The organism is Nocardia sp. NPDC056100 (genome assembly GCF_042266325.1).
Classification (GTDB): Bacteria; Actinomycetota; Actinomycetes; order Mycobacteriales; family Mycobacteriaceae; genus Nocardia.
Window position 1 is genome coordinate 324,158 of sequence record NZ_JBHJVY010000007.1, and the last position, 13,489, is coordinate 337,646.

General features: G+C 66.9%; 12 protein-coding genes. 6 read left to right on the forward strand and 6 right to left on the reverse strand.

Translation table 11 applies throughout. The features are described from left to right. Positions 1-16: 16 nt before the first annotated feature. Both ACFC0O_RS43060 and ACFC0O_RS43065 read right to left on the reverse strand, forming a co-directional pair. A complete protein-coding gene (locus ACFC0O_RS43060; protein WP_375968093.1) occupies positions 17-904 on the reverse strand; it encodes a hypothetical protein in 888 nt (295 codons plus the stop codon). Between the two features lie 89 nt (positions 905-993). Then, positions 994-1,992: a methylenetetrahydrofolate reductase gene (locus tag ACFC0O_RS43065; RefSeq protein WP_375968094.1), complete on the reverse strand. Its 999-nt coding sequence runs from the start codon at positions 1,990-1,992 to the stop codon at positions 994-996. A 391-nt stretch (positions 1,993-2,383) separates the two neighbouring features. On the opposite strand from ACFC0O_RS43065, the gene ACFC0O_RS43070 reads away from it, so the two are divergent. The 4 genes from ACFC0O_RS43070 (at position 2,384) to ACFC0O_RS43085 (ending at position 7,739) form a co-directional block, all read left to right on the forward strand. Next, on the forward strand, positions 2,384-3,493 hold the full coding sequence (locus tag ACFC0O_RS43070; protein ID WP_375968247.1) for a polyprenyl synthetase family protein: 1,110 nt from the start codon (positions 2,384-2,386) through the stop codon (positions 3,491-3,493). Positions 3,494-3,540: 47 nt separating this feature from the next. Then, positions 3,541-5,154, forward strand: coding sequence for a phytoene desaturase family protein (crtI, locus tag ACFC0O_RS43075; protein ID WP_375968095.1), 1,614 nt, complete (start codon positions 3,541-3,543; stop codon positions 5,152-5,154). Positions 5,155-5,217: 63 nt separating this feature from the next. Further along, entirely contained in the window at positions 5,218-6,828 is a 1,611-nt protein-coding gene (locus ACFC0O_RS43080; protein ID WP_375968096.1) for an alpha-(1->6)-mannopyranosyltransferase A, read from the forward strand. Then, the gene (locus ACFC0O_RS43085; RefSeq protein ID WP_375968097.1) at positions 6,825-7,739 is read left to right on the forward strand and encodes a phytoene/squalene synthase family protein; all 915 of its coding nucleotides are present in this window, start codon (positions 6,825-6,827) and stop codon (positions 7,737-7,739) included. Before ACFC0O_RS43080 ends, ACFC0O_RS43085 begins: the two co-directional genes overlap by 4 nt. A 21-nt stretch (positions 7,740-7,760) precedes the next feature. Here the strand turns inward: ACFC0O_RS43085 and ACFC0O_RS43090 are convergent, their stop codons facing one another. From ACFC0O_RS43090 to ACFC0O_RS43100, 3 genes are all read right to left on the reverse strand, one after another. After that, positions 7,761-8,042 carry a hypothetical protein gene (locus tag ACFC0O_RS43090; protein WP_375968098.1) on the reverse strand — a complete coding sequence of 94 codons (282 nt, stop codon included), beginning with the start codon at positions 8,040-8,042 and terminating at the stop codon, positions 7,761-7,763. 164 nt (positions 8,043-8,206) lie between these two features. Next, positions 8,207-8,464: a hypothetical protein gene (locus tag ACFC0O_RS43095; protein WP_375968099.1), complete on the reverse strand. Its 258-nt coding sequence runs from the start codon at positions 8,462-8,464 to the stop codon at positions 8,207-8,209. A 111-nt stretch (positions 8,465-8,575) separates the two neighbouring features. Further along, positions 8,576-9,088: a polyadenylate-specific 3'-exoribonuclease AS gene (locus tag ACFC0O_RS43100; protein ID WP_375968100.1), complete on the reverse strand. Its 513-nt coding sequence runs from the start codon at positions 9,086-9,088 to the stop codon at positions 8,576-8,578. A gap of 395 nt (positions 9,089-9,483) precedes the next feature. Between ACFC0O_RS43100 and ACFC0O_RS43105 the strand changes: the two genes are divergently transcribed. Both ACFC0O_RS43105 and ACFC0O_RS43110 read left to right on the forward strand, forming a co-directional pair. Further along, positions 9,484-9,675, forward strand: a complete 192-nt coding sequence (locus ACFC0O_RS43105; RefSeq protein WP_375968101.1) for an HNH endonuclease — start codon at positions 9,484-9,486, stop codon at positions 9,673-9,675. Positions 9,676-9,919: 244 nt separating this feature from the next. Then, complete coding sequence (locus ACFC0O_RS43110) at positions 9,920-11,308, forward strand: class II 3-deoxy-7-phosphoheptulonate synthase (RefSeq protein ID WP_364643741.1); 1,389 nt, start codon at positions 9,920-9,922, stop codon at positions 11,306-11,308. A 102-nt stretch (positions 11,309-11,410) separates the two neighbouring features. Here the strand turns inward: ACFC0O_RS43110 and pknB are convergent, their stop codons facing one another. Further along, positions 11,411-13,420: a Stk1 family PASTA domain-containing Ser/Thr kinase gene (pknB, locus tag ACFC0O_RS43115; protein WP_375968102.1), complete on the reverse strand. Its 2,010-nt coding sequence runs from the start codon at positions 13,418-13,420 to the stop codon at positions 11,411-11,413. Between the last annotated feature and the right edge of the window lie 69 nt (positions 13,421-13,489).

Genomic DNA, 13,489 nt, shown 5'->3' on the forward strand with positions numbered 1-13,489 from the left:
CGGTATTCGGCCCGGGTTACGGGACCGGGGTGATGCCGATGGTGGGGAGGAAGAAGCAGGAGCGGCCCGCGTTGTTGACGACGCCGAACATGGTGGCCAGGACGGTGCCGGAGCCGGTGTCGACGGGGACGGCGCGGACGCCGCCCGCCGGAAGGGCGCTGAGGAAGAAGTCGTGGACGGCCTGTTCCACCATGGGGCGCAGTTCATTCGGGATCTGCGGCGGGAGCATGCCGTTGAGGACATGGGAGAGCGAGCCCATGGGGGCGAAACCGCTTTTACCCGAGGTGAGATTGAACCAGACGACCTGCATACCGGAGGTGTCCGCACCGTCCGGGCTCAGACCATAGGGGACGAAGGCGAACATGGTCTGACCCGCCTTCACGGCCGAAAGATCAAGACCGGGAATCGAAACGGCGTATTTGGGCCACGGGCCGGGGATCGCGCCCGCGACGGCGGGGGCCATACCGAGCGCGGTCCCGCCGAGACAGAAGGGGGCCGCGGTCGGGTAGAGGAACGGCTGCACCCCCAATTGCTGTAGCCCGTCCAGGGTTTCGCCGTAGGCGGCGAACCAGTCGGAGGGCCCGGCGATCCGGGTTGCGCGCGCGATGGTGCTCACCGCCGCGGCGGTGTCCCGCGGACTCAGTCCGTGCGCCATGGCAGCGGCCGCACCCCGCGCGAGCGCGGCACCGAGCCCCTCACCGCTGGGATCGGCGGTCCCGCTCGCCGACACCCCGCTCTGCCCGTTCGCCGTGACCGCACCGCTGTTCGATGTCGCACCGCCGTCGGCCGTGGCCGGTGGGTGCACGGGGTGGGGTGGCTCAGCGTTTGCCGGTCCGGCTGCGGCGAGCAGTGCACAGGCAGATAGCGCGCCTGCTATGCGGACGAGATTGCGTGACACGGGCATAGCGGGCTCCTCAACATCGCGGTCGAGGGTGGACGCTACTCGTCTGACCAGTGCAATTCCGACATTTCGCCCGGCATGCCGGGCGACAATCAGGCGTGCACGGGAGCGGCAGTGACCGTGTAGCCGAGGTTCGCCAGCACTTCGCTGGTGGCTTTGGCGAAGTTCAGGGTGATGAAGTGCAGGCAGGGCGCGCCCTCGTCGATCAACCGCTGGGCCATTTCGGTGGCGATCTCGATACCCGCGGCGCGAACGGCCGCCCGATTCTCCTCCGGACCGTCACCTGCGGCCTTGCGGAGGCGCTCGAGAACCCCGGCGGGAAGTTCACGGCCGGAGAGTTCGACCGCGCGCTCCACCGTGCGCAGCGAGGTGATCGGCATGAGCTCGGGAATGATCGGCTTATCGCCCTCGGCCGGATCCAGTTTGGCGACGCGTTCGCGCAGCCGGAAGTAGTGCTCCGGATCGAAGAACATCTGGGTGATCGAATATTCCGCGCCCGCACGGAGTTTCGCGATCAGATGCCCGGTGTCCTGTTCCAGGTCGGTGGAACGCGGATGCCCCTGCGGGAACGAGGCGACGCCCACGTGGAAGTCACCGAGATCGCGCACCATGCGCACCAGTTCCTCGGCGTACTCCACGCCCTCGGGATGCTTGACCCACTCCCCCAGCGGATCACCCGGCGGATCGCCGCGCAGCACCAGCAGATTCCGAATGCCCGAATCCGCGTACGCCCCGACGATCGACCGCAGTTCGCCGACACTGTGATCCACGGCGGTCAGATGCGCGACGGTCAGCAGCGTGGTCTCGCGCGCCAGCTGACCGGTGACCCGAATGGTGCGATCGCGGGTCGATCCGCCCGCACCGTAGGTCATGGACACGAAGGCCGGGTGCAGGCGTTCGAACTCCCGTGCCGCCCGCCACAACCGCGCCTCACCGGCCGCGTCGCGCGGCGGATTGAATTCGACGGAGAACGGCACCGACCCGTCCGGGCGCGGCCCGAGCTGCTGGATGATCGAGCGAGTTCCGGACCCTTGCGGTGTGCGGGAAACTCGGCCAGGGGTCGAATATCCCCGTACATTGTCGAAACTCACGGCCCCAGTTTAAGGGCATTCGAGCCGATGGCCTGCCGAGACCCGGCCTCACACGCTGCGACGACACCTATTCCCCGCACCGAAGCGGACAATACGACCAGCGCAAAGCCCTCGCCCCGGCACCGAAGCGACCCGCACCACATCGCCGCGGTTGGCGACACCCCGGCCCGGACGGTTCGGACCGCCTGACCGGTTGGGTCGGCGTACCGGGTGGCTCGGTAGAGTCGGGGCGAACCCCCGAGCGGGCCACTGTTGGTCTCGCGGCGTCGGTGGTCGGCGACTTCTCAGCTGAGTTCGAGCGTTCGCGCTCGCCTCGGAAATCGTCGCCGAACCCCGGGCGGGGACGTGCACGCGTCGCGCCGAGGGTGCGGCCCCACCACAGGAGGATCCTCTGTCCGCCGGACCCGGTACCCCGACACGTCAGCCGGTCGGCGCGGGATCGCTCGTCGCCGCCGTGGAGGAACGACTCGCGCATTTCTTCGTCACCCGGCAGGAGATCATCGCACCGCTCGGGCCGGTGGTGGCCGACACGGCGCGAGCGCTGGAGGATTTCGTACTGCGCGGCGGGAAGCGCACCCGGCCCGCGTTCGCGTGGACCGGATGGCTGGGCGCGGGGCGCGATGCCACCGACCCGCAGGCCGACGCGGTGCTGACCGCCTGTGCCGCACTGGAATTGGTGCAGGCCGCGGCGCTCATTCACGATGACATCATCGATTCCTCGCGCACCCGGCGCGGATTCCCCACCGTGCACGTGGATTACGAGACCCGGCATCTGAGTGGCGCGTGGGCGGGCGATTCCGCGCACTACGGTGCGAGCATCGCGGTGCTCATCGGCGATCTGGCGCTGGCCTGGGCCGATGACATGACCCGCAGCGCCGGATTGGACGCGGACGCCGAGCATCGGTTCGCACCGGTGTGGTCGGCCATGCGCACCGAGGTGCTCAGCGGGCAGATCCTCGATATCCACGGTGAGGCGGGCGGGGATGAATCCGTCGAGGCCGCACTGCTGATCAACCGATTCAAGACCGCCGCGTACACCATCGAACGACCGCTGCACCTGGGTGCGGCGCTCGCGGGCGCGAACGATGAATTGATCGCCGCGTACCGGGAATTCGGCACCGATATCGGCATCGCCTTCCAGCTGCGCGATGATCTGCTCGGCGTCTTCGGCGATCCGGCCGTTACCGGTAAACCGTCCGGCGACGATCTGCGCGAAGGTAAGCGCACCGTCCTCATCGCGGAGGCGCTGAGCCGCGCCGATGTCACCGCACCCGCTGCCGCCGCACTGCTGCGCAGCAGCCTCGGCACCGATGTCACCCCCGAGCAGGTCGCCGAATTGCGCGGCATACTCACCGATCTCGGCGCGGTGGACGCGGTCGAGGCGCGCATCACCGATCTCACCGACCGGGCGCTCGAGGCCCTGGACGCGAGCACCGCGACGGCCGATGCCAAACGGCAATTGCGATCCATGGCATTGGCGGCGACGGCCCGGGCTTACTGATCCTGCCCCTGGCGCGGATGAGATACCGACGAGGAAGCAGTACCGATATGAAAACTGTTGCGGGACCTACCGATCGGATCGTCGTGGTGGGCGCGGGGCTCTCCGGGCTGGCGGCGGCGCTGCATCTGGTGGGTGCGGGGCGGCAGGTGACGGTGCTGGAGCGGGCCGATCATCCGGGCGGGCGGGTCGGGTTGTATCGCGGTCCCGATTATGAGATCGACTCCGGGGCAACCATTTTGACCGTACCCGGACTGGTCGACGAGGCGTTGGCGGCGGTCGGCCGGACCCGCGAGTCGGTCGGGCTGCGGATCATCGATCTCGCACCGGCATATCGGGCGCGGTTCGCCGACGGGACGAGCGTCGGGGTGTATTCGGATCCGGACGAGATGACCGCCGAGGTCACCCGGGTGCGCGATGCCGCTGCGGGACAACGGTATCGGCGGCTGCGCGACTGGTTGCGGCGGGTGTACGAATCCGAGTTCGGGCATTTCATGGACACCAACTTCGATTCACCGCTCGATATGGTGCGGTACCCGGATAAGCGCGGCGCGCTGTTGAAGCTGCTGCGGCTGGGCGCTTTCGGACGGCTCGGGCCGCGCGTACGCAAGCTCATGGGTGATGAGCAGTTGTCGCGACTGTTCAGCTTTCAGGCATTGTTCGCGGGCACCGCACCGAATCAGGCGCTCGCGGTGTACGGCGCGATTCCCTATATGGACACCTGCCTGGGCGTGTCGTATCCCGAAGGCGGAATGCGCGCCATCGCCGACGCACTCGCACGAGCCTTCACCGATGCGGGCGGCACGCTCGAATTGAATACCGAGGCCGCCGGTATCGACTATCGAGGCCGACGCGCGACAGCCGTCCGAATCGCCGACGGCCGCACCATCCCGTGCGACGCGGTGGTACTCACCGCGGATATCGGCTCGCTACCCGCTTTCGGCCTGCGCCGCCGCCGCGGTCTGCGCGCCTCCCCCTCCGCCGTGGTCGCGCACGGCACCATTCCCGCCGATATCGCCGCCGCCTGGCCGATTCAGGCGCATCACACCATCGATTTCGGCCGGGAATGGGATCGCACCTTCACCGAGATCGCCGCCCGCCCGGGCCGGGGCAAGCTGATGACGGACCCCTCGCTGCTGCTCACCCGCCCCGCCCTCACCGATCCGGCGCTGTACATCGACCGGGTCGAACCGCATATCGACCAGGCCGGGCACCTGTCCGACACCACCCGGTACGAGCCGCTGTCGCTACTGGCACCCTGCCCCAATCTCGATGCCGCACCCTTGAATTGGGATCAGCTGGCCCCCTATTACCTGCGCGAACTGCTGCAAACCCTGGAAGCGCGCGGTTATCAAGGCATTTCGCGGCACTTCCGCATCGATATCGTGGACACCCCGCAGACCTGGAAGAACAGGGGCATGCTCGCGGGCACGCCGTTCTCCGCCGCGCACCTGTTCCGCCAGACCGGTCCCTTCCGGACCCGGAACCTGGTTCCGGGTCGCGACAATGTCGTTCTGGCGGGTTCGGGCACCGTTCCCGGCGTCGGCGTGCCGACCGTGCTGCTGTCCGGAAAACTCGCCGCGACCCGCATCACAGGTGATCTACGACATGCCCGGGCCGGAACCTCCCCCGCCGGGGCGGTGGCACCGCCGCACAAGCACTAGACTGACCGCGTCCTGAACCACTGCGGCGGGCGCCGCTGACCTTTCCGGGGGGAACGACCACCGATGCCGACCCCCGATATGGACGTCACCATTACCACTCTCGACCCGCAACCCGCCGTCATCGCGAACACCGAGCATCGCTGGGTGCGCAACTGGGCCGACTTCGTGCGCAGTCCCGAAGGTAAAGCCGCACTGCTCGGCTTCTTCGGCGCGGTCATGATCACCTTCGGCGGTTTCGGGGCGGGCAGTGTGCGCCGCAACGATCCGCTGCTCGAGGCCGCGCACCTGTCGTGGCTGCGCTTCGGGCACGGGTACGCGCTGTCGACGGTGTTCGTCTGGATCGGTGTGCTGGCCATGATCACCGCGTGGGTGCGGCTGGGTCGCGCGACGCTCGGCACGATCCCCAATGCCAAGGTGACGCTGAACGAATTGCGCGCCATCGTCGGCATCTGGATCTTCCCGCTGCTGTTCGCGGTGCCCATGTTCTCCCGCGACGCCTACTCGTATCTGGCGCAGGGCGCGCTGCTGCGCGACGGCTTCAATCCGTACCAGGTCGGCCCGGTGGTGAATCCCGGTGTGCTGCTGGACAATGTGAGCCCGGTCTGGACCACCACCACCGCCCCCTACGGGCCGATCTTCCTGCTGCTGGCACGCGGCATCACCTCCATCACCGGCGATAACGTGGTGGCGGGGACGATCGCGCTGCGCCTGGTCATGCTGCCCGGGCTGGCGCTGATGATGTGGGCGGTACCGCATCTCACCAAACATCTCGGCGGCAGGCCGACCACCGCGCTGTGGCTGGCGGTGCTCAATCCGCTGGTGCTGATTCATCTCATCGGCGGCGTGCACAACGAAATGCTCATGGTCGGATTGATGGCGGCGGGTATCGCGCTGGTGCTCGAACACCATCACGTGGCCGGAATCGTTGTCGTCGCGGTCGGTGTGGGCGTGAAGGCCACGGCCGGTATCGCACTGCCATTCCTGGTGTGGATATGGATGATCCACGAACGTGAGCGGCGTGCCGCGCAGGGTGAGGGCGAGTTGCCGCATCCCGCGCTGATGTTCGCCAAGATCGCTGGATTGGGTGTGGCGGTCTTCGGGCTCGTCTTCGCCGCCGCGTCGGCGCTGGCCGATGTCGGTATCGGCTGGCTGACCGCGCTGTCCGGTTCGAAGAAGATCATCAACTGGCTGTCGCTGCCGACCATCATGGCGCATATGACCACCTGGGTGACGCCGCTGCGGATGGAATCGGTGCTGTCGGTGACCCGATTCCTGTGCGCGATAGCGCTTGTCGTGATTCTGGTGTGGGCGTGGTGGCGGTTCCGGCATACCGAGCGGGAAGCGGTCTTCGGCATCACCGTGGCGTTCGTGGCCATCGTGATCCTGTCCCCCGCGGCGCTGCCCTGGTACTACTCGTGGCCGCTGGCGCTGGCCGCCGGATTCGCGCTGTCCACCACCACACTTCAGGTGCTGGTCGGATTGTGTACGTGGCTGATGCTGGTATTCCAGCCGGACGGTTCCATCGGGCTGTACAGCTTCTGGCATGTCGCACTGGCCACCTTCGCGGCCGTGGTGGCGGCGGTATCGCTGCGCACCATCGACCCGCTCAAGCTCAGCGCGAATTCGCACGTCCATCCCCCGGCGAGCGTGAGCGCGCCGCCCAGCGCGGCATGAGCTCGGCCGAACTCCAACTCGCATACCGGGATTGCCGCCGCATCGCGGCCGAACACGGCCGCACCTATTTCCTCGCGACCCGGCTGCTGGAGCCGGAACGAAGACCGGCCGTGCACGCGCTGTACGCGTTCGCGCGCATGGTGGACGATATCGTCGACGACGGCACCGCGGCGACGCGCGCGGAACACTCTGCGGCACAACTGGATCGGATCGAGCACGAGCTACGCGGACGACTCGCGCACGCACCGGGAGCCGGTGGCGCGGACCGCATCCTGCTCGCGGTCTCCGACACCATCGCGCGGTATGACATTGCGCCCGAACACTTCTGGGTGTTCCTGGACTCCATGCGCATGGATATTCCGGGCGGACCGCAATACCGCGACCGCTACCCCACCATGGACGCCCTGCGCGAGTACATGCGCGGCTCCGCCGCCGCGATCGGCCTGCAACTGCTCCCCGTGCTGGGCACCGTGGTTCCCGTCGCCGAGGCCGAACCGGCCGCGGCCGCGCTCGGCGAAGCCTTCCAGCTCACCAATTTCCTGCGCGATATCGCCGAGGACCTGGACCGCGGCCGCATCTACCTGCCCGCCGACGAACTGGCGGCCTTCGGCGTGGACGAAGAACTGCTGAAGCACTGCAACGACACCGGCCGCACCGACCCCCGAGTCCGCCGGGCCCTCGCCCACCTCATCGCCGTGAACCGTGGCATCTACCGCCGCGCCGTCCCCGGAATCGACCTGCTCACCCCGCGCGTACGCCCCGCCATCCGCACCGCCGCCACCCTCTACGGCGCGATCCTCGACGAAATCGAACGCTCCGACTACGCCGTCTTCACCCGCCGCGCCACGGTCCCCCAGCACCGCCGACTACGCGTCGCCGCAAGGGAATTCGCGTTCGCCGAGACTCGGTGAAAGCCCAGCGCACCACTCAGCTCAGCCCAATGGTGAGCAATTTCCGAACGGCTTGCTCGTCGGGACGCAGGGCTTCTGCAGGCTCCCGGTGGGCAGGCCGAGGAAGATGGTCCCCCAATCGAGCGCCGCGCTACCCGTATCGGGGAATGGATTGTCGACGGGCATCGACGTGGCCGGTGCCGCGACCTCGGTGGGAGAGCCGACGACGGGAGCCGCGGCGGCGATCGCGGAACTGCCCGCCACCGCCCCGGTAAGGGCCGTCAGCACGACGGCGGTACGAAGGGCAGGAAGCAGTGCACGCATGAAGCGGGTCCTTTGATCGGGCTGCAAATTCACCCGTGACGTTCTCAGACCCGTATCCCGCTGTGACAGACCGCGTTTCCCCTGCCCCCGACGCCGGGGGCGGGCACTACCGCCGAATGCCGGAGGCCCGCCCGGCGCAGATCGACAGGCCGCCGAGTTCGGTGTCAGCCCAGCAGCTGGCAATTCCCGAACGGCTTTCCGGTCGGGACGCAGGGCCGTTGCAGGCTTCCGGTGGGCAAGCCGAGGAAGATCGTCCCCCAATCCAGCGCCGCGCTACCGGTGTTGGGGCCGTACGGATTGGCGACCGGCGCGGCGCCCCCTGCCGGAGCATCGGCGGCGGCGATAGCGGAACCGCCCGCCACCGCTCCGACAAGGGCCGTCAGCACGACGGCGGAACGCAGGGCGGGAACAAGTGCACGCATCAAGGTGTGTCCTCTACTCGGAAAGCAATTCACCTCGAGACGTTTTCAGCTTTCAGCCTGTCGTCGCAGCCCTTGATTACCTTGCCCCCGAAGCGGGGGACGGGCAGTTCCTCAGTGCACGCGCCGAGTGTCCGACGTCTGCCTGCGGTGCGCCTCGATGGCCTCGAATTTCGCCAGGTTGTGCCGAGCATCCGCGAGTGCGTCGTGCGCATCCTTCGGGATGGGTGGAAGTGTCGGTTGCCCATGCTGCACCCAGTGCTGGCGCAGTTCATTCGTGTATCGAGGGAGTGCGTTCGGAAGATCAACCATCGAGCCCCACAACTGACACAGCGCCACATGGTCATACGCGCCGACCCATGCCCACATCTCCGGCTCGATGCCGGGACGGGGGATCAGGAAGCGGTAGAGGTCCTCGCGAAGCTTCTCTCTGCTGCGCCACAACGGTGACGACGGTGGCGGCAATTTCGGCAATACATTCCGTCGAACAAACGGACCGGCTTTTTCGGCATCAAATTCGGTTGACACCGCATAGAACTCGCGGCCGTCCTCGCTCACGACTCCAATGGAGACAAGATCGATAACGACCCCGTCCTCAATGAATTCGCAATCATAAAAATACCTCAAGCGATCCGTGTCCTTTCAAGTAGAATTGGATCCGTCCATAAGACCGATTGTGGGGGTATTGCATGGGACGTGAATGCACCATGGAAGGATGTTTCAAACCTGTCCGCCCGCGCTCTGCCGGAGAATTGTGCAACAGGCATTACCTCGAAAAACTCAAGCGCGGATATCCGCCGTGCACTGTCACCGGTTGCACACGTGCAGGCACGCCGATCAAGGGCGTGTGTCGTCCACATCAGACGCAGATTCGGCGATGGGGATCGGTGGCCGCCGCACCGGGGAGAGGCTCGCCCGGGCGACGCAGAACAAGCAGAGCGGACGGTCGCAGACTTTCGTCTTCCGGATATTGGATGATCCGCCCGCCGGAGGGCGGCTGGGTATTGGAACATCGTTGGATCATGGAAGACGTTCTCGGTAGGAAACTCCTTCCGGGCGAGAACATTCATCACCTCAACGGTGACAAACGCGACAATCGTCCGGAAAATTTGGAATTGTGGGTGACCAGACAGCCGATCGGTCAGCGCGTTGACGATCTGCTCGCGTGGGCACGAGAAATTATCGCGCGATATGCCCCTCATGAATCCAGCTGACCTCAACACCGGCTCCGGCAGTAGATGCCGGAGCCGGAGCCGGAGGTGAGCGCGAATCAACTGGTTGCCTAACGGTCGGTTTCACTGGATCGTCCAGCAAGTCAGCCTATGTTCCCCGGATGCCAGCTCGCCTGGGCGGGTCAGGGCCCGGCGCCGAGGCAAGTCAAGATCGGTTCACGTGGTGTTGGGTAATCCAGCCCTGGGTGTAGTCCGAGCGGTTTGTCGCGGTCCGTATTCTGAACTCGTGAACTGGACCGTCGACGTACCGATCGATCGCCTGCCGGAACTTCCGCCGCTGCCCGCCGAGCTACGCCGGCGACTCGATGACGCGCTGGCTCGCACCGCATTGCAGCAGCCGTCCTGGGATCCCGAGCAGGCCGCCAAGATGCGCACCGTGCTGGAGTCGGTGCCGCCCATCTGCGTGCCCGCCGAGGTGGAGGAACTCAAGGCGCGCCTGGCCGAGGTGGCGCGCGGTGAGGCCTTCCTCATGCAGGGCGGTGACTGCGCGGAGACCTTCGCGGACAACACCGAACCGCATATCCGCGGCAATATCCGCACCCTGCTGCAGATGGCAGTGGTGCTCACCTACGGCGCGAGCCTGCCGGTCGTGAAGGTCGCGCGTATCGCGGGCCAGTACGCCAAGCCGCGCTCCTCCGATACCGATTCCCTCGGCCTGACCTCCTACCGCGGCGATATGGTGAACTCCCTGGTCGCCGATCCCGCTGTGCGCGTACATGATCCGTCCCGCCTGGTGCGCGCGTACGCCAATGCCTCCGCCGCCATGAACCTGGTGCGCGCCCTCACCTCCGCCGGTATGGCCGACCTGCACAAGGTGCACGACTGGAACCGCGAATTCGTCGCCCAGTCCCCGGCCGGCGCCCGCTACGAAGCCCTCGCCGCCGAAATCGATCGCGCGCTCGCCTTCATGAAGGCCTGTCGCGTCAACGACCCGAACCTGTCCTCGGCCCGCCTGTACGCCTCGCACGAGGCGCTGGTGCTCGATTACGAGCGCGCCATGCTGCGCCTGAGCGCGCACCCCACCACCGGTGAGCCGACCCTCTACGACCTGTCCGCGCACTTCCTGTGGATCGGTGAGCGCACCCGTCAGCTCGACGGCGCGCATATCGCCTTCGCCGAACTGCTCGCCAACCCGATCGGCCTCAAGATCGGCCCGACCACCACGCCCGAAATGGCCGTGGAATACGTCGAGCGTCTCGATCCCAACAATGAGCCCGGCCGCCTGACCCTGGTCGCCCGCATGGGCAATCAGAAGGTGCGCGAGGTGCTGCCCGCGATCATCGAGAAGGTGCAGGCCACCGGCCACCAGGTGATCTGGCAGTGCGATCCCATGCACGGCAACACCCATGAGACCTCGAACGGTTACAAGACCCGCCACTTCGACCGCATCGTCGACGAGGTGCAGGGCTTCTTCGAGGTGCACCATGCGCTCGGCACCCATCCGGGCGGCCTGCACATCGAGCTCACCGGTGAGAACGTCACCGAATGCCTCGGCGGCGCGCAGGACATCTCGGATCTGGATCTGGTGGATCGCTATGAGACCGCGTGCGATCCGCGCCTGAACACCCAGCAGTCCCTCGAACTGGCCTTCCTGGTCGCGGAGATGCTGCGCTGAGCGAATCGCTCAGGATCACGACGAAATAGAACGCGGCCCGGTCCATAGGGACCGGACCGCGTTTTCGTCCGTCAGGGGTTGACCGCTTTCAGCGTTATCTGCCTAAGGGATTGCGACGAGGGTGATCGTGGAGCCCGCCTCCACATTGCCCAGACTGCTCTGCGAGATGACGATCGAACTCTCATTGGAAGCCAGCTGCCGCACCGTCACCTTCAACCCGAGTCCCTCGAGTTTGACCCGGGCGGCGGCGACATTGGAGCCCAACACGCTGGGAACATCCACGGCGCTGTTGATGATCAGGGTGACCCCGTCCCCGGCGTCGACGGTGGCCCCGGCGGCGGGATCGGTGCCGATCACCTGACCGCCCTTGACCTTGGTGTTGAACTCGGATCTGGTGTCCCGCACCGTGATTCCGGCCTTGGTGAGCACATCCCGGGCCTCATCCTCGGTCTTGCCACTCACATCGGGCAGTTTGATCGGCGCGGAACCCTTACTGCGATAGACCTTCACGTTCGCGCCCGCCGGGAGTACGGTCCCGGGGGCCGGATCCACCTTGGCGAGTGAGCCTTTCGGGGCCGTACTGCCGATCTCACCGGAATCGACCGGTGTCAGCCCCGCATCCTTGATCGCCTGTTTGACGCTGTTCACATCCTGTCCGGCCTTGACGTCCGGAACCTTCGGTTTACCGCTGGAGACCAGCACCGCGACCGTCGAACCCTTGGTGACCTTGGTTCCGGCGGCCGGATCGGTGCCGACCACATTGCCCGTCGGAATGATGTCCGACGCCTTCTGTCTGGTCTCGGTCTTGAAGCCCGCATCGGTGAGCGTGGTGATCGCCCGCTGGGTGTCGAGCCCGGCGATCGACGGCACCGCCGAGTATCTGCCCACCCCCACCCACCAGCCGCCGATACCGAGGAGCAGGGCCAGGGCGACCACGATGCTGAGCCAGATGATCACGGTGCGCCGGGATCTGCCGCGGTCCTCGATCAGGTCCGAGCGTCTGGCGCGCTCGGGTTCGCGCGTGTCGTACTGGGTGGTCGGCGGCGCGTAGTCCGGTGGAATCTCACGCGCGGCCGTCATGACCCGGGTCTGCTGATGCGGCGGCGGAATGTGCTGCGTCGGCGGATCGGCCGGGATGCGCGTGGTGAGATCGGCGGCCCCGTACGGTGCGTTGCGGGCGGGCACGGGGGTGTGCGGCTGCCGCGCGGGCGCCGCCGGGGTGGCGACCTTGTATCGCGCGCTGAGGTGTTCGGCCGATTCGGTCGGCGAGGGCACCCGGTAATCCGGTAGCTGCAATTCGCGGGCGATCCGGCGTAGCTCGCGCGCCATCTCGGTGGCATCGCTGAACCGGTGCGCGGGTTCGCGCGCGGTGGCGTGCGCGACCAGTTCGTCGAATTCCGGTGGCACCCCGCCGATCAGGCGGCTCGGGCTCGGCACATCCTTCTCGACCCGTTGCAGCGCAACCGAAATGGAGGTGTCGCCGGTGAACGGCGTACGCCCGGTGAGCATTTCGAAGATGAGAATGCCCGCGGAGTACACATCACTGCGCGAATCGGCGCTGCCGCTGGTGACCTGTTCGGGCGACAGGTACGCCGCCGTGCCGAGAATCACGCTGTCGGAGGTGATATTCGCGGCCGCGACCGCGCGCACCAGACCGAAGTCGGCGATCTTGACTTCCCCGGAATCGGAGATGAGCACGTTCTCCGGCTTGATATCGCGATGCACCAAACCCGCCGCGTGCGCGACGCCGATCGCCGCGAGCACCGGTTCGGCAACCGCGCGCACCGCGTGCGGGGGCATCGGCCCGCGCTCGCGCAGCAACTCGCGCAGTGTGCCGCCCTCGACGAGTTCCATGATCAGGAACGGATGATCACCGTCCACACCCTGGTCGTAGACCGCGACCAGGCCCGGATGCTTGAGTTTGGCGACCGCGCGGGCCTCCAATTCGAAGCGGGTGAGGAATTGTGGGTCGGCGGCGAACTTGGGGTCCATCACCTTGATGGCGACCGGTCGGTCCAGCCGGGTGTCCACCCCCCGGAACACCATGGACATACCGCCGCGCGCGATCGGCGCGTCGATGCGGTAGCGCCCTTCCAGCATCTGGCCGATCAACTGCAACCCTTCCGACTTCCGTGCCGCCCGGTGCGACTGTGACCCGATGGTAGTCGGGTCGGGGTGTGA

Bases quoted from the DNA above. Each gene is read 5' to 3' on its own strand.
- ACFC0O_RS43060 (WP_375968093.1), bottom strand. From the start codon at position 904: ATGCCCGTGTCACGCAATCTCGTCCGCATAGCAGGCGCGCTATCTGCC.
- crtI (WP_375968095.1), top strand. From the start codon at position 3,541: ATGAAAACTGTTGCGGGACCTACCGATCGGATCGTCGTGGTGGGCGCG.
- ACFC0O_RS43080 (WP_375968096.1), top strand. From the start codon at position 5,218: ATGCCGACCCCCGATATGGACGTCACCATTACCACTCTCGACCCGCAA.
- ACFC0O_RS43085 (WP_375968097.1), top strand. From the start codon at position 6,825: ATGAGCTCGGCCGAACTCCAACTCGCATACCGGGATTGCCGCCGCATC.
- ACFC0O_RS43090 (WP_375968098.1), bottom strand. From the start codon at position 8,042: ATGCGTGCACTGCTTCCTGCCCTTCGTACCGCCGTCGTGCTGACGGCC.
- ACFC0O_RS43095 (WP_375968099.1), bottom strand. From the start codon at position 8,464: ATGCGTGCACTTGTTCCCGCCCTGCGTTCCGCCGTCGTGCTGACGGCC.
- ACFC0O_RS43105 (WP_375968101.1), top strand. From the start codon at position 9,484: ATGGAAGACGTTCTCGGTAGGAAACTCCTTCCGGGCGAGAACATTCAT.